At 57.0% G+C, this 20,143-nt stretch carries 17 protein-coding genes; 6 read left to right on the top strand and 11 right to left on the bottom strand.

Annotated elements, in window-relative coordinates; all coding sequences use genetic code 11:
* Positions 1-32 precede the first annotated feature (32 nt).
* The gene (locus tag ABNS66_RS11205; protein WP_286838943.1) at positions 33-803 is read left to right on the top strand and encodes a glutathione S-transferase N-terminal domain-containing protein; all 771 of its coding nucleotides are present in this window, start codon (positions 33-35) and stop codon (positions 801-803) included.
* Between the two features lie 108 nt (positions 804-911).
* Here the strand turns inward: ABNS66_RS11205 and ABNS66_RS11200 are convergent, their stop codons facing one another.
* From ABNS66_RS11200 to ABNS66_RS11175, 6 genes are all read right to left on the bottom strand, one after another.
* Positions 912-2,078, bottom strand: coding sequence for a hypothetical protein (locus ABNS66_RS11200; protein WP_286694392.1), 1,167 nt, complete (start codon positions 2,076-2,078; stop codon positions 912-914).
* A gap of 176 nt (positions 2,079-2,254) precedes the next feature.
* Positions 2,255-3,304, bottom strand: a complete 1,050-nt coding sequence (locus tag ABNS66_RS11195) for a cyclase family protein (RefSeq protein ID WP_204995157.1) — start codon at positions 3,302-3,304, stop codon at positions 2,255-2,257.
* A gap of 87 nt (positions 3,305-3,391) precedes the next feature.
* A complete protein-coding gene (locus ABNS66_RS11190) occupies positions 3,392-4,843 on the bottom strand; it encodes an NAD-dependent succinate-semialdehyde dehydrogenase (RefSeq protein WP_348655326.1) in 1,452 nt (483 codons plus the stop codon).
* A 14-nt stretch (positions 4,844-4,857) separates the two neighbouring features.
* Positions 4,858-6,228: a sigma 54-interacting transcriptional regulator gene (locus tag ABNS66_RS11185; RefSeq protein WP_286838941.1), complete on the bottom strand. Its 1,371-nt coding sequence runs from the start codon at positions 6,226-6,228 to the stop codon at positions 4,858-4,860.
* Complete coding sequence (locus ABNS66_RS11180) at positions 6,221-7,606, bottom strand: hypothetical protein (protein ID WP_286838940.1); 1,386 nt, start codon at positions 7,604-7,606, stop codon at positions 6,221-6,223. Before ABNS66_RS11180 ends, ABNS66_RS11185 begins: the two co-directional genes overlap by 8 nt.
* Positions 7,607-7,647: 41 nt before the next feature.
* Entirely contained in the window at positions 7,648-8,796 is a 1,149-nt protein-coding gene (locus ABNS66_RS11175; RefSeq protein WP_286838938.1) for an iron-containing alcohol dehydrogenase, read from the bottom strand.
* 589 nt (positions 8,797-9,385) lie between these two features.
* Here ABNS66_RS11175 and ABNS66_RS11170 point away from each other — a divergent pair.
* Both ABNS66_RS11170 and yghU read left to right on the top strand, forming a co-directional pair.
* Positions 9,386-10,291: a DMT family transporter gene (locus tag ABNS66_RS11170; protein WP_286838937.1), complete on the top strand. Its 906-nt coding sequence runs from the start codon at positions 9,386-9,388 to the stop codon at positions 10,289-10,291.
* Positions 10,292-10,411: 120 nt separating this feature from the next.
* A complete protein-coding gene (yghU, locus tag ABNS66_RS11165; protein ID WP_204995361.1) occupies positions 10,412-11,254 on the top strand; it encodes a glutathione-dependent disulfide-bond oxidoreductase in 843 nt (280 codons plus the stop codon).
* Here yghU and ABNS66_RS11160 read toward each other — a convergent pair.
* From ABNS66_RS11160 to ABNS66_RS11145, 4 genes are all read right to left on the bottom strand, one after another.
* On the bottom strand, positions 11,251-12,129 hold the full coding sequence (locus tag ABNS66_RS11160) for an alpha/beta hydrolase (RefSeq protein WP_286838935.1): 879 nt from the start codon (positions 12,127-12,129) through the stop codon (positions 11,251-11,253). The two genes, yghU and ABNS66_RS11160, sit on opposite strands and share 4 nt — an antisense overlap.
* Before the next feature lie 30 nt (positions 12,130-12,159).
* The gene (locus tag ABNS66_RS11155) at positions 12,160-13,236 is read right to left on the bottom strand and encodes an acyltransferase (protein WP_286838934.1); all 1,077 of its coding nucleotides are present in this window, start codon (positions 13,234-13,236) and stop codon (positions 12,160-12,162) included.
* A 547-nt stretch (positions 13,237-13,783) separates the two neighbouring features.
* On the bottom strand, positions 13,784-14,563 hold the full coding sequence (locus ABNS66_RS11150; RefSeq protein WP_286838933.1) for an outer membrane beta-barrel protein: 780 nt from the start codon (positions 14,561-14,563) through the stop codon (positions 13,784-13,786).
* A gap of 124 nt (positions 14,564-14,687) precedes the next feature.
* Positions 14,688-14,876 carry a hypothetical protein gene (locus tag ABNS66_RS11145; RefSeq protein WP_348655325.1) on the bottom strand — a complete coding sequence of 63 codons (189 nt, stop codon included), beginning with the start codon at positions 14,874-14,876 and terminating at the stop codon, positions 14,688-14,690.
* 188 nt (positions 14,877-15,064) lie between these two features.
* Between ABNS66_RS11145 and ABNS66_RS11140 the strand changes: the two genes are divergently transcribed.
* The gene (locus ABNS66_RS11140) at positions 15,065-16,111 is read left to right on the top strand and encodes an NADP-dependent oxidoreductase (protein WP_286838931.1); all 1,047 of its coding nucleotides are present in this window, start codon (positions 15,065-15,067) and stop codon (positions 16,109-16,111) included.
* A 98-nt stretch (positions 16,112-16,209) separates the two neighbouring features.
* Entirely contained in the window at positions 16,210-16,767 is a 558-nt protein-coding gene (locus ABNS66_RS11135) for a lipocalin family protein (RefSeq protein ID WP_348655324.1), read from the top strand.
* A gap of 16 nt (positions 16,768-16,783) precedes the next feature.
* On the opposite strand, the gene ABNS66_RS11130 is transcribed toward ABNS66_RS11135, so the two are convergent.
* Positions 16,784-19,024, bottom strand: coding sequence for a molybdopterin-dependent oxidoreductase (locus ABNS66_RS11130; RefSeq protein WP_286838928.1), 2,241 nt, complete (start codon positions 19,022-19,024; stop codon positions 16,784-16,786).
* 98 nt (positions 19,025-19,122) lie between these two features.
* On the opposite strand from ABNS66_RS11130, the gene ABNS66_RS11125 reads away from it, so the two are divergent.
* Positions 19,123-20,025: a LysR family transcriptional regulator gene (locus ABNS66_RS11125; RefSeq protein ID WP_286838925.1), complete on the top strand. Its 903-nt coding sequence runs from the start codon at positions 19,123-19,125 to the stop codon at positions 20,023-20,025.
* Positions 20,026-20,143: the final 118 nt, after the last annotated feature.

The raw sequence follows: 20,143 nt of genomic DNA, 5'->3' as shown, positions 1-20,143 counted from the left end.
GGGTAGCGGGCAAATTTTATGAGGAAGCCGTCATGAAAGCGCTCGATATCGCGACATCTGTTTTTGCCAGTTCCAGTCGTGCCTGGCGCGGCACCGCCGCCTTTGCATCGACCCCGGGCAAGCCGGAAAAATTACTTGAGCTCTACGATTATGAGGGCTGTCCATTCTGTCGGCTCGTTCGGGAAGTACTGTGTGAGCTGGACCTGGATGCGATGATCTACCCTTGCCCGAAAGGCGGCATGCGCTTTCGTGGCACCGCGATCGACTTGAGCGGTGCCAGCCAGTTCCCGCTGCTGGTCGACCCCAACAATGATGTGGTGCTACTGGAGTCTGCAGAGATCATCGACTATCTCTACCATCAGTATGGTGGTGGTCGCCGCCGCGCCTCGCGGGGAGTATTGCGTCAGGTGGATATGTTGTCGTCGCTGGCGGCAACGGCATTGCGATCATCGCCAAAACCACGCGGTATGTATGCGGCGGAGTCCACAGCGCCCGCTGAGCCGCTGGAGTTGTATAGCTTTGAGTCCAGCCCCTACGCGCGTTTGGTCAGGGAGCGTTTAAGCGAGTTGGAGATCCCTTACCGCCTGCGTAATTTCGCCAAGTCCCGTTGGCAGGAAATGGGGCCGCCGATCGTGCGCGAAAAATTCTTCCCCGATGCGCCAATAACCAGTGACAACCGGCTGCGTTTGCGGGGGCTAACCGGTCGCAGTCAGGTGCCGTACCTGGTTGACCCCAACACGGGGGTAGCGATGTTTGAGTCGGCAGACATTATCGACTATCTCAATGAGACCTACGCCGAGTAACCAGTTGGCTGGGAGTTGAAAAAGGCGGCTGCATCGCAGCCGCAAAGACCACAGCGGAGAGATCCGCGTGCATCGGGTGGGACTAAGACATTGGCCGGGGTTGTGTCTTTAGAATGACAGCGCCAAGCCCACGCTTACGGCTTGGTTTTCCATCTCTTCAGAGCGGTGGTTGTCTGCGGTGAGTTCGGAGTATTCACCAGCAAGCACCAGCCCCGGCAGCAGGGTGTGGTAAACGCCGAGAGTGAGTTTTGCCTGCGTGTCGAGCTGGGTGTCCGTGTCGGCGGGTGCCAGCTCTACACTGGATTCACCGTAGTTAATGCCGAGTTTGGTGTCGCCGATCTGGTGGCTGAGCTGCACAAACCAGCCCTGGGTATCTCGCGCTTCACCATTGATGTCCGCGGCGTCGATAAACAGCCCGTAGTAGCCCACGCCAGTCGCGTCGAATGCCGATGCCATGAGACGGGTATTCCCCAGGCTGATGGCGGCGGTGAGGTCGACGGCCAGTGCTTCGTAGTCGTTGCCATTTGCAACATCCACGCTTTGACGAAGGAAAGTGGTTGAGACAAAACCCCACTGGTGGTCAAAGCGCAGTTTGCCGTGCAGGCCTGGTTCCTGGCTGCCGGTATCGCCAACATAGCCATTGCCGCCGAAAGAAACTAAATCCAGTGGCTGGTATAAACCGATGGCGGTACTCACGCCGTTACTGGCTTTATAGTCATAGGTGATTTGCGAGAGGCGGTCGGCAAAAATATAGCCGTAACCGGCGCCGCCCAGGCTGGTATTAAGCGGGCTCTTTACGGCGAGTGGTGCCCCCACCGAGGCGAGAGACATGTCTTCTACCAGCACGTCTATGCCGTACACGCCATAGGCGCGGCCTACCGTTAATGTGCCAACTTCATCGTTACCAACGGTGAAAAAAGCGCGCCAGGCTTCACCGTCGCCGTTGCCATTGAAGGCGGCGTTGTCGGTGGTTCCCGGTTCAATGGCCACCGTCGCGCGAATGTCGAAGCCGTTGCGTTGGGTGCTGGCACTGAGTTGAAAGCTTGCCGGGCTGTAACCGTTGGAAACGGCGCTGGCGTCTTCGCCGGTGCACAGCAAGGCGTTACCCGCCACCGTTGGGGCGTTGTCGTCGCATTTGGCATACACCAGGTGGGTGTTGATATAGCCGCCGAAGCTTAGGGTCCAGTCGTCGGCGTTAATTTCCAGGGCCTGCGAGGCTGGCGCCGCTATCAGAAGGCTGCTGCCTAAGCAGCTGAGTAGGGTATGTTTGTTCATGTGAATGTCCTTGTTATTTTGCCGTTATTCGGCGGTTATCTCGATATCGTGCTGACCTTTCCCGCAGGCATTTTTCGGCCAAAAGCAAAATTCTGGCGCAGCCGTTCCCCAGAGCAGTGGCCGAGGCCATTGCCCGAAGGGGAGCCCGCACAGGCGGGCACTAGGGAAGGGTGGTGTTACTTAATAACGATGGGGTTAACGGGAGAGCCGGAGCCGCCTTTCATTTTCAGTGGCGCAGCATTGAAGAAGAAGCTGTAGCGACCGTCTTTCGCGCTGGACTCTGCCAGGTCGTCCAGCCAGTAGATTTCTGACAGCACAATACCCAGGTCGCGGATCAGCGCGCCGTGCAGGGGAATGACATAGTTGTCGCCATCGATGACTTGGTTGGCGCGTTCAATGGCCAGGTTGTCGGCGGCGATCACGGGGATCTCCATCTTGTCTAACCATTTGATCAAGGCGGTGCTGTAGCACAGGCCGGGTTCGGTTTGCGCATTCCAGTTTTGCTTGTCGTTTTCGTCGTAGAAGCGGCCCATAGAGCCAGTGCGGATCAACAGAATGTCACGCTTCTCAATATCGACCTTCTGGCGCTTGGCGGTTGCCTTGATATCGTCGAGATTAATGCAGGCATTGGGTGCCAGGCGGTGGTTCTTATCACCCATTGCGCGGCCAACATCGAGCAGTACACCGCGCCCGGCAATACCGGCTTCACCCAGCGTGCCAATATCCACAAAGCTGTGGCCGTGAGTGGTGGTGTCGGCAGACTTACCGTTGTACACCTTGTCGCCATACCACGCGTGGCCAAGGGCATCGACGTGAGTAGTGCCTTGCAGGTACATAAATACAGCGTCGTCAGAATACTTCACGCCGCCGGGCAGTTCGTTAATTTTATTGGATGAGTAGATGCTTTCATCCTGAGACATAAAGTGCATAACCGGTACGCGGCCGGGGAAGACCGGGCCAACACCGTGGGTCATGGGCAGCTGCAGGGTGAAGCGTTCGCCGGTTTTTATCTCGGCAACCCCGCGCAATACTTGTTTGCCATCGAGGTAGTTGAGGCCGCCGATCTGGTCTTCCTTGCCCCATTTGCCCCAGTTGTTGGGGGACTTTTTCTGCAGCGCTTCGATGTCGCCGGCCGCATGACTAGCGGCGGCGCCGAACAAACCGATACAACTCGCCAGTGCCATACCAGCGAAACGTTTGCGTGTGTTGTGCAGAGAGCTGATCATACTATGCTTCCTTTTGCTGTTTATTGTCGTCATTCAATGACCTATCTATGCGGTGCGGTGTGCACCGCCTTCCTCGTTGCAGGCGGCTTACCGCGCAGCAATGTGGTAACACCGGTATTTCAGTTCGGTGTAATCCTCGATACCAAAGTGCGAGCCCTCGCGGCCGAAACCGCTGGACTTAATGCCGCCGAAGGGGGCTACAGCGGTGGAGATCATGCCGGTGTTGATGCCGACCATGCCGTACTCCAGCTCTTCGGTGGTGCGCTCAATGGTGTGTATGTTGTTTGAAAATAGGTAGGCGGCCAGACCAAACTCGGTAGCGTTTGCCGCCGCGATCACCTCGGCCTCGTCGCTAAAGGGGAACAGGGGGATGAGTGGCCCGAAAGTTTCTTCGCGGGCGCAGAGCATGTCGCGATTGGCATTGCCGATAACGCTCGGTTGAAACCAGTTGTCTCCCCGCTCGTGACGTTGGCCGCCACAAAGCAGCTCTGCGCCTTTGCCAAGGGCATCGTCGATCTGCGCCTTCACTTTGTCGGCGGCGTCGCGACTGATTAACGGGCCGATATCGGTGTCGGGCTCCGAGCCCGGGCCAACACGCAGGTTGGCGACCTTCGCTTGCAGGCGTTCGCTGAATTCGGCGTAGACGCCGCGCTGCACATATACCCGGTTGGGGCAGACACAGGTTTGCCCAGCGTTGCGGAATTTACCCTTAATCAACTCGTCGGTGGCATGCTCGATGTCGGCGTCGTCAAATACGATGAACGGTGCATTGCCGCCAAGTTCGAGTGACAGTTTTTTCAGGTTGGCGGCGCTGTCGGCCATCAGTTTTGCGCCGACCGCCGTCGAGCCGGTAAAGCTGAGCTTGCGCACAACAGGGCTGGCGGTAAGGACATTGCCGATATCCGGCGCGTGGCCGCTAATCACGTTAAACACCCCTGCGGGCAGGCCGGCTTGCTCGGCCAGGGCCGCGAGAGCAAATGCCGACAACGGGGTTTCCAGAGCGGGCTTTACGATAATTGAACAACCCGCTGCCAATGCCGGAGCCACTTTGCGGGCGATCATTGCTGCGGGAAAATTCCACGGTGTGATGGCCGCGCAAACGCCGACGGCTTCGCGGGTGACCACAATGCGTTTGTCAGCCTGATGGCCGGGGATGGTTTCGCCATACAGGCGCCGCGCTTCCTCAGCGAACCATTCGATGTAGCTGGCGGCGTACAGGACTTCACCTTCGGCTTCCGCGACGGGTTTGCCCTGCTCCAGTGACATCAGTTCGCCAAGACCACGGCTGTTTTCCACCACAAGCTGGTGCCAGCGCTTTAGCAAGGTCGCTCGCTCGTCTGCACTGCGCTGACGCCATTCGCGCTGCGCGCGCTCGGCTGCCTGAATGGCGCGCTCAGTGTCTGCCGCACCCATCATTGGTACGTGAGTAATGACCTCGCCGTTTGCCGGGTTGTGAACAGCGGCGGTATCGCTGCTGGACAGCCATTGACCGTCGATAAAACACTGATTTTTGAAAAAGGGCGTATTGGCTAAATTCACGTTCACATCCTGAGTTATTGGTTCACGTCGGTCTTCCAGCGCTGGGATTTCTTCACCAGCGTGGATTGGTCTATACCCAAAGAGGCCGCTGCTGCACGGGTGGTGCGATGCTGTTGCAGTGCGGTGGTGATCAGGCGTTTTTCCAGTGCGGCAACTTGTTCTTTCAGAGTGCCGGCAATGCCTGGCTCGCCAGGTTGAAGCGTGGGTTGCACCTCAGCGGGCAGGTCGTTGGGGCCGATGGTCTCGCCCGTGGCACTGAGCAATAGCCGCTCGGTAAGGTTCATCAATTCGCGAACATTGCCGGGCCAGGAGTAATTGATCAGTCGCTCAACGGCTTCCGGGTCCAGTTGTTTGGTGACCTGGTATTGCTCGGCAAAAAATTGCAGGTAGTGGTTGAGCAGTGGAATGATCTCGTCTTTGCGCTGGCGCAGCGGCGGCAAGGTAATGGGCACAACACACAGGCGGTAATAGAGGTCTTCGCGGAATCGGCCGCGGGCAACGGCCTCTTTCAAGTCGTGATGCGTCGCGGTGATCAGCCGAATATTGGTATCTTTAAAGCGGGTGGCGCCCAGCGGCAGGAAGCGATTTTCCTCAACAACTTTCAGCAGCTTTGCCTGCAGTGCCAGCGGCAGGTCGCCAATCTCGTCGAGGAACAGCGTGCCGCCGTGGGCAACATCCAGCAGCCCGTCCTTGCCGCGATTACTGGCGCCGGTAAAGGCACCGGCCACATAGCCAAACAGCTCGGCTTCAATCAAACCTTCTGGCATGGCGGCGCAGTTCAATGAGATGAACGGCCCGTCGCTGCGTTCGCTGTGTTGATGGATAAACTGTGCCAGCAGTGTTTTGCCGGTACCGGTCTCACCTTGTATCAGCACTTTTACCAGCGTTGGTGCAATGCGTTCGGCAAGCTCATAGCACGCCTGGGAACGGTTGCTGAGAATAATGCTGCTATCCAAGGCCGTGTCCGGCGCTTTTAGGCTGTATTCCTGACGGGTGTTAATAATTTGCTCAAGCTGCTCCTGGGCATGCTTGGCATTCAGTAGTTCGGTGATATCGCGAACATTGGTAATCACATATTGCAGCTCGCCCTGTTCATTGAACATAGGGTTGCCACTCACCACAATTTTGCGGCTGTCGTGAATGGTTTGCACCAGCGTTACCGGCTCCTGCTCGCGGATTACTTCCAGCGAAACGGACTTGGAGATGTAGCCCGCTTTGACGAGCTCGGTCATATGTTTGCCAACGACTTTGTGCCGCTGGATGCCGGTAATTCGTTCGTAGGCGCGGTTTATGGTGAGCGTCAGGCCATTTTCGTCGGTGATGTACACGCCGTCTTGCAGGGTGTCGAGCACTGGCTGCAGCAGCGCTAACTCAAGCTTATCCATTGTTCACCTCGTTTTGGTCTTTGGTGAACGTGGTGTCGACGTCGCCTTTGAAAAAGTTGCGGCCGTAGATCAGCGCGGTGAGTAAGATGCCAGCGGCAAACGCCCAGGTGGCGCCTTTAATGGTTAAGATGGCGGCAATGACGCCGGCAATGCCGAGGTCGCGCTGGCTGCGTGCTTCCATCACACCAATGCGTACGCTGACAAAGCCCTGTATCAATAAGGTGAGCGCCAGTGCGATACCGAGAATGGGTTGCACAAGGCTGACAATTGGCAGCAGCAAAAGGCCGGTGTTGGTTCCCCAGCGGAAGGAGCCCGAACCGCCGAAGATGGAGTTCATTGACGCTTTGCCCTGTTTGTAGCGCTCAACAATAACCACGTGCATTGCCGCCCACAGCGGGCCGCACATCACCACATCGGGGCCGAGTATGCTCATAAGAAAATTGCGCCCGCCAAAAATCATGTGCGCCCGGTTGGGGTCGTAGTCGATTTTTTCGTCTTGGCGAACCGCATCGGCCTCGGCGAGAATTGCCTTGCTTTGCAGTACATCGCCGAACAACACGATATAGGCAGCGAGAACGGTGGGCAGGGCAGTGACGAACATGGCTAGCGGTGGCAGGCCAAGGCCAAACACGGTGTAGTCACTGAACATCAGTGCGAAGTTGGGTTGGGTAAAGCCCCAGGTGATATCGGGCCACGGCGCTTCGCCGGCCAGCGGCGCAACAACGACGGCCAGGGCAATGATGGGGAAAATCCCCAGCTTGGCGAGGTTGGCCCAGCCGCGGCTGCGTTGGCGAAGCGTGGCAAAGTGCTTGGAAAAAATCAGATAAAACGCAATGCCCACCGCAATGCTAATGGTGATGGGGTATTGGTCAAAACGGCCGCCTTCTTTAAAGACAATAGCGATGGCGGCAATGCCCGCCCCCATGATAATGCCCGACTTGATTGCCGCGGGGATCATGTGAACAACCTTTGCCGCTAGCCGGGTTCTTCCCAGCGTTAGTGCGAATATCCCCAGCATCATCTGAAAGGCGATCAAGGCGTGAACGCGGTCGCTGCCCGGCGCAAAGGTTTCCACATAGGCGATCAGCAAGGGAATGGCAGGCGTGATCCAGCCGGGGATTACTGGGTCGCCAAGCAGGTGGTGAAGCAGATAGAACAGGCCGTTGAGCATCACGATGGCGATTGCTGCTTCAAAGGGCATGCCCAGCAGCTCGACCATCAGCGGGATGGCCGCGAGGTCTACCGCGCACATCAGCAGGCCCTGCAGGTAGTCGGGCAGCTCAAAGCGGTAGTGGATAAATGGCAGCCTTAGCTTGAAAGGGCCAAGGGGAATGTACGGCGATTCATCGCCGTCGCGTCGTTGTTGCCATGCAGTCATGGTGAGTCCCTTTATTGTTTTATTGGATCGTGGTGAGGCGCTTAGTACGCGGCTTGGTAAATGCCGAGGATCTCACTGACGCTCAGGTCTCGGGGGTTGTTGCGCAGCAGGCGCTTTACGCCGAAGGCCTCCTCTGCCAGCTGGGGTAAGTCGGCTTCAGGAATGTTCAGGTCGCGCAGGCGGGCGGGAATGTTCACATCGCTGCACAGCGTGTAAAGACGCTCTAGCACATAGTCAGCGGCTTGCTGGTGGCTGAGTTGATGAACCGGCGCGCCGAAGGCTGCGGCGATATCGCTAAAGCGTTCAATGCAGGCCATTTTGTTCACCTCCATCACGTGGGGTAGCAGCAGGGCGTTACTGACGCCGTGGGAGATGTGGTAGCGGCCACCCAGGGGGTAGGCGAGGGCGTGTACTGCGCCCACACCCGCATTACCAAAGGCCAGGCCTGCCAGCAGACTGCCGGTGGCCATTGCTTCGCGGGCGCTGAGGTTATCGGCCTGGGCATAGGCCTTGGGCAGGGCGTTAATGATCAGCGTCATCGCTTTAATGGCGAGGGCGTCGGTGATATCGCTGGCAAAATTCGAAAGGTAGGCTTCCAGGGCATGCACCAGCGCATCAACGCCGCTGGCGGCGGTTACCGGTGGCGGGCAGCTCAGGGTCATTTCCGGGGAGACTATCGCCAAGTCGGGCAGTAGGTGGTCGCTGACAATGCCTTTTTTAAGTTGGGCTTCGGGGTCCGACAAAATAGCGATGTTGGTCACTTCTGATCCCGTGCCTGCGGTGGTGGGAATCGCGATCAAGGGAACACGGCGCTGGCGTACCTGGTCTTCGCCGAATAAGTCTTCCAGCTCACCGTCGTGGTCTACATACACCGCGGTGCACTTGGCAATGTCCATCGCGCTGCCGCCGCCCACTGCCAGGATGCCATCGTGCTGGCCGTGTTTAAAAGCGGCTGCACAGGCCTTCACAATGTCCACCTCTGGTTCTGGCGGCACTTGGTCAAAAATACTGAAGCTACCCTCGGCCAGGTGTTGGCTGATTAGTGTCAGGCTGCCGGAGTCGCGCACACCTTTGTCAGTCACCAGCAAGGGGGAGTGGATATTCAGCGCGCTGAGGTGTTGGGGTAATTGTTCGGTTGCGCCTTCGCCAGTGAGTAGTTGGCGGGCAGAGCGGAAGCGAGAAACCTTCATGGTACAAACCTTAGACTGAATTAATCTTATCGTTAGAGCGGTAATAGCAATAGCTATGCCAAACTCGTTATTTTCTTAACCTATTGATTTTTATGTTTATTTTTAATTCATGCTATCTGTCCTTTTGTTGTGTTGATTCTTTATTTCATCAATAGTGATGCTAATGATGAAAAAAGTCATCGGATTCTCGGTGTGGCCTGTTCGTTTCTTGCGCTAAGAATGGCGCGTCAGATGACGGAAGCGGGGGCGGGTGGATAGGGGGTGGAGGCTGCCGTTGGCGATGGGCGTAGGCGGCATGCCATCATCGTTAGTTGTCTTTGTGCTTCAGAGGCCTTGCGCCGACGGAAGCCGCTGGCATATAGTGATGGCGTTGCTAACGAATATAGTATGTAAATTATGTATCAGTGGTGTTTCGCCAAATTTCTCGCTGCCATGCGCCGTATTGTGCGTGTGGCGCGATGGTGTGCGGCGGAGAATTGATACAAGGTTAGAAAATACCCAATTCCAAAAGGCCGCAGACATTTCATCTGCGGCCTTTTTCGTTGTGGGCCTCGGGGACATGTCTCGGCAAATACGTGAGTAAAGCGCCATGCTTGTACGGTTTGTCTATCTACTGGTTATTCTTATCTGGGCGACGACGCCACTGTCGATAAAACTCGGTGGCGATTCGTTGGCCCCCATCGCAGCGTTGAGCCTGCGTATTCTTATCGCGTTTTTTGTCGGCAGTGCGCTGTGCACACTGTTTGGCGTGGCGGGTTTAAATATTCGCCGCCACTGGAAGCTTTACTTCGCCGCATCCATCAGCTTGTTTCCCAATATGGCGTTGGTGTACTTGGCTGCGCAATATATTCCTTCGGGACTGATCGCGCTGATGTTTGGCTTGTCGCCGTTTTTCACGGCGGCGCTGGCGTGGCCGGTGTTGGGGGAGCGTATGTTGGTGCCGCGCAAGCTGTTTGCCATTGCGCTGGCAGCGCTGGGCTTACTGTGTATTCTGGCCGACGATGTGGTGATCACCGGCGACAGCTACACCGGTATCGCGCTAATGCTGCTGTCTAATTTACTGTTCTCGGGCAGCGCGGTGTGGGTGAAAAAGCTCAACGCCACCATCGTTGTGTCGCCGGTGGAGCAGGCGCTGGGTGCAATGGCCTTCGCGTTGCCCGGTATGTTGTTGAGCTGGTGGCTTTGGGTTGGCTTTGAGCCACTGGTGTTCAGTGCTGTATCGCTGGCATCCCTGCTGTACCTTGCCCTGTTTGCGTCGCTGGTGGGCTTTGTTGCCTATTACTACATTCTGAAAGTCATGCCAGTGGAAACCGTGTCGTTGATCCCTCTGGTGTCGCCGGTGCTGGCGCTGGCCATTGGCAGTGTGGTTGTCGACGAGCCGATCACGCCAGCGATGCTACTGGGCGCGGGCATGATTATTACCGCCTTGGCCGTTCACCAGGGCTTGTGGCGTCAGCGCTCGCCGATGAACACGGTCATGGACACGCGGTCATAGCAGAAAGCCGGAGTACGAGAGATGTAACAAGCTATGTACTCTTGCATCTATTGTGGCAAGGTAGGATCACCGCGAGGTGCTGCGGTGAGCCATTACTACAACAACGTGGAGAATGTGTGTATGTCGGAATCCAAGCCCTATGTCCCCCCCAAAGTCTGGACATGGAACAGTGAAAGTGGCGGCAAGTTTGCCAATATTAACCGGCCGATCTCCGGTGCGACGCACGAAAAAGCCCTGCCCAGCGGCAACCACGATTTGCAGCTTTACTCGCTGGCAACCCCCAATGGCGTGAAAGTGACGGTGATGCTCGAAGAGCTACTTGAGCTGGGTATCAGTAAGGCTGAATACAACGCCTATCTGGTGAATATTATGGAGGGCGACCAGTTCTCCAGTGGCTTTGTCGACATCAATCCTAACTCAAAAATACCGGCTCTGTTGGACCGCGGCACAACGCCGCCAACGCGGGTGTTTGAATCCGGCGCGATTCTGCTTTACCTCGCTGAAAAGTTTGACGCTTTTTACCCGAAAGATGTGGCGACGCGCGCCGAGTGTCAGTCCTGGTTGATGTGGCAAATGGGCAGTGCGCCTTTCCTGGGGGGTGGCTTTGGTCACTTCTACGCCTATGCTCCGGAGAAACTGGAATACCCCATTGAACGCTACACCATGGAGGTGAAGCGCCAGTTGGATGTGCTGGATAAGCGCCTGGCTGAGAATACCTACCTGTGCGGCGACGAGTACACGATTGCTGATATTGCCACCTTCCCATGGTACGGCGCCCTGGTGCTGGGCCACCTCTACGATGCGGCAGAGTTTCTCGATGTCACCTCATATACCCATGTTGTGCGTTGGGCCGAGCAAATTTCTGAGCGCCCGGCGGTGCAGCGCGGTCGCCGCGTAAACCGCGTGTGGGGGCCGGAAGAGGAGCAAATGGCAGAACGTCACAGCGCCGTGGACTTTGACTAGCGCTTATCGCGCCCCGACAGCTGCCTTTGAATGAAGGCATCTACCGCGCTTGTGTAGGCGTTTGCCTGGCCCAGGCGCGCATTGATTCCCGTGTGTGTATATGGCTGAGGGCTGACCTCGGCGTGGCTGCCGGCCGCCTCTGCTGCGGTAGCGAAGCGCTGCGCGGCGGGGCAGGCATTGTCGCGACGCTGCGAACAGATCAGTAAAAAGTCGCTGGCGTTAGGCTGTAATTGGCGAAGCGGTGACAGACGCTGCCAATGCTTGGGCTCATCGCCAAAAGCGGCGTCGTAGAGTTTGGCATGCGGTGCGCCCATTAGCGTTTCCAGGTCGACGGCGGCACTGTCGAGGACGATGGTCGCTCGCCACGGCGTGGCGCCAGCGGCATAGGCAATATCGGGGCGCGCGGCGAGTAAAGCGGCAAGATGGCCGCCGGCAGAATGCCCCATCAATATCAGGCGTTCGGCGTCGCCGCCCAATTGACCAACGGTGGTTTGCAAGTGAGCGAGGGCGCGGGCGATATCGTCGCGCTGAACGCCTGGATCGGCATCCGGCAAAAGCCGGTAATTGATCGACGCAAAAATAAAGCCCTTTGATGACCAGTGAGCCAGCTTGTGCTTAACCACGGCGCGGTGACGTTTGTCGCCGAAACGCCACGCGCCGCCGTGCACCATTGCGATCACTGGTGCGCCCTGAGTCACACTGGGTAAATAGATATCCATGCGCTGACGAGGGTGGTCGCCGTAGGGTAGGTCTGGCAGCCAATACAAGCCATTGCGGTAGGCTTGCGGGCTTGGTGTTGGCGGTTCAGCGAGCGCGCTGAGTGCGGCCATCAGGGCGATTATGAAAGCGGCAAGGCCGCGCGATACATAGCGCATAGCAACTCCCTTGCTTACGTTTTGGCTGCGTTAGCTTCCTATGATCATCCTTGAATACCTGCCGAGCAAGCGTTTTAACATTGCGCTGGCGCCCAGGGTCAATGCCGTACTGCCCAACATGACCAATAGCCCCCCGGCGAACATCCAGCCGCTGTGCAGATGCGCTCGCAGTGGCTCGACGAGCAGTTGTGCCAGTAAAAAGATAAACACTAAGTGCAAAAAATAAATCGCGAACGCGTAGTCGCCCAGCGTGTGCAACAGCTTTGGTAGCCCACCCTCCAGGCAAAGGAAGGTATGCAGAATCAGCACGGTGATCGCCAGCTTTTGTATATAGAACAGGCTTTCGGTGTACGACAGCCAGCCACTGCTTTTATAGCCGTTGGCATAAAGAACGAATAGTGCCGCCGAGCTTGCCAATACCAGTAAGAATAGATTGAGAGTGTTGCGGGTGATAGCAGCCTGAACGGCCTCATAGTGTTGGCCCATCAACATGCCGCAGAGGTAGGCACCGCTAAAATAGATAATCGTCTGCACACTGACTGAATTCGCCATGCCCGTGCGCGAGATAAACAAAGGCAGAATAACCAGCGCTACGGCCAGCCAGCGACGTTGTGGGTGTTGGATAAGTGCGTCCAATACCGGCGTGATCACAAACAGCACTGCCAGCACCGGGATATACCAAAACTGGGGCAGTGTTTGCCCGAGCAGCAAGCCGCGTAGCAGGGCGGTGGCGTAGTCGGTGGGCAAGCCGTTGTCGGCAGCGTAGCCAACATACCAATCCCACAGTGCCGTTAAAAAGAACACGCTCAAAACGGCATACGGCAGGATGACGTTCTTAAGCTTGGCGCGGTAAAAACTTGCCCAGGGCCGGCCGCGCAACACTTTGGTAAACAGCAGGCCCGATATCACCGCAAAATACAGCGTGGCATCGTGGAAAACGGTCTGGATCAATGAATACAGTGGCCGCATGCTGTCGGCCATTTCGTAGCCCCCAACCCGGAACATTAGCGATGTCCAGGCATGGGCGCCGATCACATTCAAAATGGCGAAACCGCGAAACGCGTGCAGATGAGCGATATGGTGCTGAGATGTTGTTGGAGAAGTCACTGGGCCAGCCTGGAAAATGTAGGCGGCAATACTAAGAGTTGCCTCGCGCTGTGTAAGTGACCGAGTAGACAATTTAGTGCAGTAGCGGTGGGCGCTTGTCGTCGCGCTGGGCAAGTTGTGCGTTAGCACACGTTGTCAGTGGTGATCCAAAGGGGCGGATTTCGCATAAGAGTAGTTGCTTTTCATGATCCTGCTTCTTGCCCCTCCCCCAGGGGCTTTTTTTTGGGGTTAAATATCAATGCCTCGCCGCCGCCCCACCCAACAACCGTGTCAGCTTTGCGAAAGGCAGGTGGCGCTGACCTTTCACCACTTGATCCCTCGGAAACTCCACCGTCGGCCACGCTTTTATAAGCGTTTTAATCGCAGTGAATTAAACGCAGGGGTATGGCTGTGTCGCCCATGCCACAGCGGTATCCACCAGCTTTATGATGAGCTGACCCTAGGGCAACGGTTTTCAAGCATAGAGGCCTTGCGTGATGATGAAGCGATAGCCAGGCATGTGAGGTGGGTGGCCAAGCAGCGTGCCGGTTCGTGACACGCAGACGCCTTAGAAGCGGTAGCGCAGCGCCGCTCCGACCGTTTGAAAATCGAAGTCGTCGTCGCTGCCCTGTGCGTTGGTGCCCCCGGAGGCGGCATTGCCAAAGGCGTTGAAGGCGCCGTTATTCTGCCCCAACAAGTCCTGCTCGCCACTGAAGTTGGTGGAGAAGTCAGCATCGCCAAGGTCGACATATTGATATTCGAAGGTGAGCGACAGCGGCCCGTTCAGCTTCACTTCAACGCCAATACCAACGTGGTAACCAATATTGCGGTCATCCTTGCCGTTGTCACCACGAAAAGCGCCGGAGTTACCCTGCCAGCTGTAATCGACGTCGCCATAGGACGCGCCCAAGCGGAAGAAGGGCAGAATAGGCAGCTCGCTCGCATAGCCGATGTTGAACGAGACATGGGTGAGTAGGTCGATTTCCCGGCGCTCGACATACGTGGCGGGCGTGGCCGAGAAGGCGCTTTGATTCTGCGATAAATCGGCTGAGGAAAGGCTGAATTCGGCGCCATAGACCCAGCGATCTTGCTGGAATTTATAGCCGATCGCGGCGCCCAGTAAGCTGCCCGCGTTAAATTCTCCGTTGAAGTTATCGCCGAAAGCGCTGTCTATTGCGGCGCGGTTGTCGCTGCCATCTGCGCGGCGAAATTCCAACTCACCATTGTCGCCTGGATTAAAACCCGCGCCTGCGCGTAGGTCGGTGTAGAGTCCCTGCCAGTTTTCAACGGCAAGTACAGATCCGCTCGCCGCCATCATCGACAGCAGCGCAAATGTGGTTCTTTTCATAAAACCCCCAAACTATCTTGTTATTTACAGCACAAAATACTGTTACGTATGTCGTAGCAGGACGGATTTTGGGGCTGTTTTCCGTATTTTTTCTGCAAGTACTCGGGGGGGTAATTTTCGCCGCTTACCGTGCCTTGGGAGGCAGTGTTGGCTGGCAAAGGCGGCATGCCTGGTCCGCGTTGCCGCCACCGGATTCAACATAGCGCACGCGGTGGGTGGCGTTGCCGCGGTTACTGGAAAATTGGAAACGCCGCTCACGGGGGCGTTGCCCGGTGTCTTCGCTGCATGTAGGGGCCGGTGTGTGGGGTTTCATCGCGGCTATCGCTCCGTTGGTGTGAGATGCAGTTTATCAGTCCGAAACAGGGCGGTGCAGCCCAGGCGCATGGGGGCAAAGCTGTCGTCGTTGCGGGGTAGATTCGTCGTGGATACACATTGCGGGCAATTTTATGCGCCACGTATAGTGCGCTGGCATCGTTAACAATAGCTAAAAAAGGATGAGTCATGTCACCGGAATTCTGCAACGGCTGGCGTATTGCCCGCTATCTCGACAACACCCTGGCTGGCGACGAGCTGCGCTGGGTGAGCGAGCCGTTACCCGAATTGGGGGAGGGACAGCTTCTGCTGGAAACCTGCCTATTGTCGCTCGATGCATCCAATTTACTGTGGCTTAGCGAGAAGCGCGATTACCTGCCGCAGTTGCAGCTGGGCGAATTGATGCGCGGTAATGTGATCGCAAAAGTGGTCGCGTCGCGCCACCCCGACTTCGCGCTTGGTGATTATGTGATGAGTCTGCAGTCGTGGGCCGATTACAAGGTGGTAAGCGGTGATGAGCTGCTTAACGACGGCTTTACGCTGAGGTTTTCTCCCCACACTGATATTCCATTGGATGCCTACATGGGAACGCTGGGGCTCACTGCCTGGTCTGCGCATATTGGCTTGATGACGGTCGGCCGTTTGCAAGCGGGGCAGCGGGTGCTGATTAGCGGGGCGGCGGGTGCTACTGGGTTAATGGCTGCGCAATTGGCCAAGGCTGCCGGTGCTCAAGTGTTTGGTATCGCTGGTGGCAGCCGTAAATGTGAATTCCTCACCGAGCAGCTGGGCTTGGACGGCGCCGTTGATTATCGGGCAAGTCGCGATTTGACCGCCGGCATTCGCGAAATGATCCCCGACGGCGTGGAGCTGTTTTTCGACAATGTCGGTGGCGAAATCCTTGATGCCGTGCTGCCCACCATGACTATCGGCGGCTGTATTGTTGCCTCGGGTAGTGTGTCGCAATACGGCAAGCAGGACAGCTACGGCGTGAAGAATTTACCGCTGGTGACGCTGCACCGCTTGCGCATGGAAGGCTTTTTAATTCTGGACCACATGGCTGAGGTGCCTGCTATATTGCAGCAGCTTGAGCAGTGGTTTCTGGCTGGAAAACTGGTAAACCAAAATCAGCTTTTCCACGGTTTGGAAAATGCGCCCAAAGCTCTAGCGACGCTGGCAGAAGGCGGAAATACCGGCAAGCTGGCAGTCTACGTAGGTAAGTATTCACATACCCCTTAATTATTGGCATATGGGGATGTTAATACGAGCGTATTTCTCAATGCTCTGAGTTTGGTCAAATTACGTACAGCAGGCATTCACTGGCAAAGGAGTGTGACATGTTACGTATGGCCATCCTCGGACTTTCAATGACGATTCTTTCAGCTTGCACCACGGCGCGTGACGCGCTCCCGGCACCGTCTTCGCTCGATCTTCAGCGCTTTATGGGAGACTGGTATGTGATCGGTTTTATTCCGCTGTTCCCCGAGCGCGATGCTCACAACGGGATAGAGAGCTACCAGCTTAAGGACGACGGCGGTATCGCCGTGGCTTACCATTTTCGCGATGGCAGTTTCGATGCCCCGCTCAAAACGTATCGCCCTTCGGCAACCGTGGTGGAGGGAACGGCGAACACCCAGTGGAAGATGCAATTCCTTTGGCCGTTCAAGGCAGACTATCGGGTGGCCTATATCTCTGAGGATTACTCAGAAACCATTATCGGGCGAGAGAAGCGCGACTACGTGTGGCTGATGGCGCGCTCACCACAGCTGTCGGAGACGCGTTATCAGGAGCTGCTGGTGCGCATCGCCGAGATGGGCTACGACCTCAGCGAATTTAAGCGTCAGCCGCAACGCTGGCCAGAAGCGCAGCCGCGGCCGCCTGTTTTCCCGAAATAGTGCCGCACTCCACCCGCTATTGCGGAGCGGGCTGACTGGGGACGGGGTGACTGTGGTAGGGCTGAATGGCAACCGGCAGGGCGCTCATACGGGGAATGCCTGAGAAGCGGTCGTAGTCATCATCCGTGCTGATCAATGCCGAGGTGTTGCTGCCCTCACGGAACAAAATATCCTTCTGTTCAGTGTCAGTCGCGTTTTCAGAAAGCGCCCCGTCACCGTAGGCATGGGCCATCGATAGTACGCCGGGTTTCAGCGTTTTATCGGCGTTGGCAATGCCAACAATCGCCCCATGCGCCGAGCGAATCTCAATGTAATCGCCATCATCGAGGCCGAGTGCGGTGAGATCATCCGGGTGCAAGTAGGCTGGGTTGTACGGGCGTTTGGTTTTCACCAAGCGTGGCAGATCCCGCAGCGATGAGTTGTAGGCGTTTTTCATTCGGCGCGACACCAACGTAAACGGAAAGCGGTCATCGCGCGGCCTGGCCGCCACTGCGGCGTCAAGCTCGGCCATCATATCGGGGTTACCAATATCCAGCCGGGCTGTGCAGTCGGGGCGCTTGGCGACCGCGACAATTTTTTCAGGGAACAGCGCGCCGTTCGGGTGCTTTTTCACTTCATCCAAGGGAATGCGAGAGCGGTTGCACAACAGCTCCAGCATGTCGTCGCTGCTGGGTTTGTTGTCCATATCCAGCATCACAAAGTCGCGCTCCTCTCGCACCGTCGCCGTGCGCGATTGCATTGGGAAGCTGAATAGCCCAATGCCTAAACGCTGGGCCAGGCCGTAATAAAACTCCCACTCCTCGATTAAGTCGGAGCCCTCGGGTGTGTCCATCAACGCCGGGGCATACATGCCGAAGGGCTCGCATAGCCCCCAGTGGTAAGAGAAGTTTTCCAGGTGCTCGACGGCGAGCGAAATGGTCGGCACTTCGTAGCTGACTTTTGGGGCGATAATGTAGTCGGCCAGTTTGGCGGTGGCTGACATTTTGATATCCACGTGAACCAGCAGCTCGAGCTTTTTCATCGCCGCCACGGTTTTCTGCTGGTCGGGCCAGGCCGCCACGGGGTTGCCGCTGTTGACGATAAGCGCCTTCACCTGGCCTTCGCCTTCCAGCAAAATCTCGTCTGCTAATGCCGCGGTGGGCATGCCTGCCGCGCTCTGCGAAAGGCCGCGCACGCGCAATGCTTCGCCAACATTGTGATAGGGGGCGGGGTCGGCCGCTTCGGCAATGGGTGTTGCCCGCGGCAGCAGTACACCGGGGTTGGCGACGGGCTCGCCCTCGCGCACGAAGCGGCCGCACAGGGTGTTCAGGCACAGCAGTAAATATTCGGTCAGCGAGCTGTGGCCGGACATATTGGCGCCGGTTAGGCCCGTCGCTACCCCGCGCTTAGCCTTAGCAAATACCCGAGCAGCATTGGTAATTTGCTCAGCGGGAACGTCGGCGCGCGCAGCAGCATGTTCTGGGGTGTAGGGGGCAACGGCATTTTTCAGCTCGGTAAAGCCTTTCACGTTTTCGGTAATAAAGGCGTCGTCGTATAACTGCTCTTTAATGATGACATGCAGCATTGCCGCCAGCACCGCGACATCTTCGCCGGGCGTTGGGCGCAGGTGAATTTGTGCGCGCGCGGCGGTTTCGGTTTTGCGCGGGTCGATCACGATGAGCGTCATACCATCTTTGATCTTGTCGGTGAGGCGTCGCGCGGGGTTTTGACTGGGCACGCCGCCGGCAATCGTCACCATGGGGTTGCCGCCAAGCATCAGCCAAACATCGGAGTCGGCAAAGGCCTGGGGGCCGGCTTTCCAGTGGCCGAGCATGGCGTTGGCGATATCTTTGCCTGGCTGGTCAATGGTGGCGCTGGCAAAAATCATTGGTGACCCGAGCGAAGCCACCAGTGAGCCGAGCAACGTACCGGCGGCGGGGTAGGGGCCGGAGTAAGTGCCGAAGTAAGCGGCCAGTGCGCGAGGCCCGTGTTGGTCGACGATGGCCTGCAATTTTTCGGCAATTTCGTCCATTGCCTGTTCAATTGCGATGGGCTCAAAACGGCCATCGGGCATGCGTTTCAGCGAGTGCAGCAAGCGGTCGGGGTGGCGAATATGCTCCACCGAGGCCTGGCCGCGACTGCAGCAAAACCCGTGATAGGTCGGGCTGGCCTTGTTGCCAGTCACCTTAACAGGCAGGCCATCTTCCATTTCCACAATGACCGGACAGGCGGCGTGGCACATTCGGCAAATTGAGGCATGTTGGCTGCGCGAGGACATCGTCGACTCCCAAAAAGGCTAGAGGTGTGGAGCGTGGCTGGACTATAGAAATGCACATGGTATAAATCAAATTATTAAATTTTATAAAAGATATAAAAATGAACAATATCTTGAAGGCCGACTTGAATGCCCTGAAGGTGCTGGATGTGCTTCTGGATGAGTGCAGTGTTTCTCAGGCGGCAAAGCGGTTGCATGTCACCCAGCCGAGTGTCAGCTACACATTGCAAAAACTGCGCGATTTGTTCGACGACCCCTTGTTTGTGCGCAACCCCCGGGGGTTAACGCCAACCTCCCGTGCTGAATCACTGCGGCCTGCCATCAAACAATTACTCAGCGATGCTCAGCAGTTGATCGCGCCGCCGCTATTTGTCCCCGAGGAAGCTGAATTCACACTGTCGGTTTCCGCGAATGACTACCTGCAAATCGCCCTGTTAGTGCCGCTGGTTCAGCGAATTCGCACCCTCGCGCCAAAGGTAAAAGTTGCCCTGTTCGACCTGGACAGCAAGGCGGCTGCCGAGCGCGTTCGTGACGGCGACCTGGATCTGATGTTGAGTTTTCCGCAGGCCCTGCCGGCGGACTTTTCCAGCGAAGAGCTTTTTACCGACCCTTACATCGCAGCGGCAAGGCAGGGGCACCCGCTGGCAGACCAGCAAGCCTCCGCAGAGTCGTTTTTGGGTTATGACCATGTCATTGTTTCGCCCACGGGGTTTGCTTTTGAGGGAGGCCTATTCCGCGACCTGCATCACTCGCCGTTACTCGACAAAGTGGCGGTTACGCTGCCCAATTTTGCGGTGTTGCCGAGTTTGCTGTCGGGCAGCGATCTCATCGCGATGATCCCGCGCCGGCTGTTATCGGTAATGTCTGGCCCGCTGAGTGAGGTAAAGATTGCGGCGACGATGCCGTCGATCACCGTCGCCGCAGCGTGGCATCCGCGCCTGGACCATGATCTCGCCCACCGCTGGGTGCGTAAGCTGTTGCGTGCAGAGGCGCTGCTGGCCTGAGGGTCAGCCCGGAATGTTATCTCGCTGTCATATAACTATGCTAAAACCTATGGGGTTGTCATCTCGGTGTCACACGGTCGCCATTTTTCAGCGCTGGGCGCTGCGGCCTAGTAATAGA

Source organism: uncultured Spongiibacter sp. (genome assembly GCF_964011655.1).
GTDB classification, from domain to species: domain Bacteria; phylum Pseudomonadota; class Gammaproteobacteria; order Pseudomonadales; family Spongiibacteraceae; genus Spongiibacter; species Spongiibacter marinus.
The sequence above is the reverse complement of the archived record's forward strand: the minus strand, read 5'-3'. Positions and strand labels throughout refer to the sequence as shown.

Excerpts from the sequence above, each read along its gene's own strand:
- ABNS66_RS11205 (WP_286838943.1), top strand. The coding sequence starts at position 33 with ATGAAAGCGCTCGATATCGCGACATCTGTTTTTGCCAGTTCCAGTCGT.
- ABNS66_RS11200 (WP_286694392.1), bottom strand. The coding sequence starts at position 2,078 with ATGAACAAACATACCCTACTCAGCTGCTTAGGCAGCAGCCTTCTGATA.
- ABNS66_RS11195 (WP_204995157.1), bottom strand. The coding sequence starts at position 3,304 with ATGATCAGCTCTCTGCACAACACACGCAAACGTTTCGCTGGTATGGCA.
- ABNS66_RS11185 (WP_286838941.1), bottom strand. The coding sequence starts at position 6,228 with ATGGATAAGCTTGAGTTAGCGCTGCTGCAGCCAGTGCTCGACACCCTG.
- ABNS66_RS11180 (WP_286838940.1), bottom strand. The coding sequence starts at position 7,606 with ATGACTGCATGGCAACAACGACGCGACGGCGATGAATCGCCGTACATT.
- ABNS66_RS11175 (WP_286838938.1), bottom strand. The coding sequence starts at position 8,796 with ATGAAGGTTTCTCGCTTCCGCTCTGCCCGCCAACTACTCACTGGCGAA.
- ABNS66_RS11170 (WP_286838937.1), top strand. The coding sequence starts at position 9,386 with ATGCTTGTACGGTTTGTCTATCTACTGGTTATTCTTATCTGGGCGACG.
- yghU (WP_204995361.1), top strand. The coding sequence starts at position 10,412 with ATGTCGGAATCCAAGCCCTATGTCCCCCCCAAAGTCTGGACATGGAAC.
- ABNS66_RS11160 (WP_286838935.1), bottom strand. The coding sequence starts at position 12,129 with ATGCGCTATGTATCGCGCGGCCTTGCCGCTTTCATAATCGCCCTGATG.
- ABNS66_RS11150 (WP_286838933.1), bottom strand. The coding sequence starts at position 14,563 with ATGAAAAGAACCACATTTGCGCTGCTGTCGATGATGGCGGCGAGCGGA.
- ABNS66_RS11145 (WP_348655325.1), bottom strand. The coding sequence starts at position 14,876 with ATGAAACCCCACACACCGGCCCCTACATGCAGCGAAGACACCGGGCAA.
- ABNS66_RS11140 (WP_286838931.1), top strand. The coding sequence starts at position 15,065 with ATGTCACCGGAATTCTGCAACGGCTGGCGTATTGCCCGCTATCTCGAC.
- ABNS66_RS11135 (WP_348655324.1), top strand. The coding sequence starts at position 16,210 with ATGTTACGTATGGCCATCCTCGGACTTTCAATGACGATTCTTTCAGCT.
- ABNS66_RS11130 (WP_286838928.1), bottom strand. The coding sequence starts at position 19,024 with ATGTCCTCGCGCAGCCAACATGCCTCAATTTGCCGAATGTGCCACGCC.
- ABNS66_RS11125 (WP_286838925.1), top strand. The coding sequence starts at position 19,123 with ATGAACAATATCTTGAAGGCCGACTTGAATGCCCTGAAGGTGCTGGAT.